The organism is Polaribacter sp. (assembly GCF_965656025.1).
In the GTDB taxonomy this organism is placed as follows: Bacteria; Bacteroidota; Bacteroidia; order Flavobacteriales; family Flavobacteriaceae; genus Polaribacter.
In genome coordinates this window covers 2,515-4,888 of record NZ_CBFHJT010000061.1, presented here as the reverse complement: position 1 = coordinate 4,888, position 2,374 = coordinate 2,515, and the positions used below count along the sequence as shown (strand labels likewise).

Genomic DNA, 2,374 nt, shown 5'->3' with positions numbered 1-2,374 from the left:
ACGATGTTGATGATGATAATGATGGGATTTTAGACACTGTAGAAACTACAATTGGTGGTACAACTTATGACCCTTTAGGAGATGAAGATGGAGACAAACTACCCAACTATTTAGATGTTCGTGATGATGGAACTGGTGATGGTTCTAATACAAATTATACAGATGTAAATAATGATGGTATAGCAGATATATTTGACTTCGATTTAGATGGCATTCCAAATCACCTAGATTTAGACGCAGACAATGATGGTATACCAGACAATATAGAAGCTCAAACCACAAATGGTTACATTGCACCTAGTGGCGCAGTGGGTGCTGGTTTTACAGACGCAGATAACGATGGCTTAGATGATAACTACGACCCTGTAGTATCTGGAGGTACACCAGGCACTGCAATTACACCGGTAAATTCAGACAATGCTTTAGTAACAGACAATCCAGATTATTTAGATCTAGATTCAGACGAAGATGGTGTATCAGACACAACAGAAGCAAACCTTATTTTAAGTGGTTCAGTGGGTAAAAATGGTTTAGATAGCACCTATGACAATGGAGATAATTATAAAGATGTAAACGGAGTTTTCGATAATACACAAACAGATAACTTTCCAGATGATGGTGCCAATGCAAATCTAGGACTACCAAATGACGTAAATTGGAGAGATGTATCTGTAACAGGATTCTTAGATACAGACGGAGATGGTATTGCAAACTCGGTTGATATAGATGATGATAATGATGGGATTTTAGATACTGTTGAAAATAGTTATGACTGTAATTTATTTACATACAATTTTACAAGCCAAGCAAGTGCTGAAGCAAATTGGAATTTTACAGATCCGTTAGGAAATACTTTGCAAACTGCCAATACATCAGGCAGATGGTCATGGGATAATAACGATACTTCTTCATCAGGTGTTGGTCCAAACATAGGACAAGGAGATGCAGGCTATGTATATACAGAAATGTCGAATCCTGGTGCTAATGGAGATGTATTTACTGTAGAATTAGATGTAAACTTCGATGCAAGTGACAAAAGTATTACCTTTAGCTATTACTTTGGGTATAGAGGGGATGGTAATAATGGAACTATACAATTACAATCTAACGAAAACGGAGCAGGTTGGATAAATAGAGGCAATGCAGAAACCTTAGATCAACAAGGATTAGCTCGAAACGACCCTTTTTCTTGGATTCAAAAAACTGTTGATTTAACTGGCTTAATTAGTGGTAATAGCACAAGATTTAGATTGGTAATCACACAAGGTTCAGCAGGAACAACTTGGCATAAAGATGTTGGTTTAGATTCGGTTACAGTTTCTTTATGTAATACTGATCAAGATAATGATGGAATCCCAAATTATTTAGATTTAGACTCAGATAATGATGGTATTCCAGACAATATTGAAGGACAAGCAACAGAATCATATATAGCCCCAACAGGAAGTGTTGGTGCAAATGGATTATACAACGTTTATGAGAATAATGATACAACAGCAGCTACAAGTTTTACACCAGAAAACACAGATGGAGATAGTTTTCCAGATTACATAGACACAGATTCGGATAATGATGGCGCATCAGATAATTTAGAAGCAGATTTAGTTTTATCCGGTTCGGTAGGTATCAATGGTTTAGACAATTTATTAGACAATGGAGATTCTTATGTAGATGTAAATGGTAGTGCAGACAACACTCCATTCGGAGAATACCCAGACAATCCCTCTGGTGGAGAAATAGACTGGAGAGATGATACTGCTGTTTTTATCGATACAGATAATGATGGTGTACCCAACTCGGTAGATTTAGATGATGATAATGACGGTATTCTAGATACAGATGAAGGTCTTGAGACTGTAGTAGTATGTCCTGTTGGAACAATTAATCAAGAAACGGATATTACAAATTCAGCAAATATAACAGCTACTCCAGATGGTGCTTTTGCAGAAGTTTATAATGCAGCCAGTACTTTTGACTTCGATTTCGGTCAGGTTTATCCTGTTGGGACTCAATATCAAATTACTTGGAGAAGAAGAAATAATGTGGTTACCGGAGTAGCAACTATGGATTTAAAGGAGTCTGAAGATGATATAACATACACAACAGATATACTTCCAAGACCAGAAAGTACAAGTAATACTACTTTTAATACTACTACAATTACATCTAGTATAGATTTTAGATATATCAGACTAAGTAAAGGAACAGTAAACACAGTAGATTATGAGGTAGATGCAATAACAATTTTAGCTGGTAGTTGTAATATATCAGCAATAGACACCGATTTAGATGGCATACCAAACTATTTAGACTTAGATTCAGATAATGATGGTATTCCAGACAATATCGAAGCACAAACAACCCAAGGTTATGC

At 36.1% G+C, this 2,374-nt stretch carries 1 pseudogene; it reads left to right on the top strand.

Going from position 1 to position 2,374, the window contains the following annotated elements:
* Positions 1-1,331 precede the first annotated feature (1,331 nt).
* Positions 1,332-2,374, top strand: a pseudogene (locus ACTG3S_RS11175) (hypothetical protein); the annotation flags it as partial.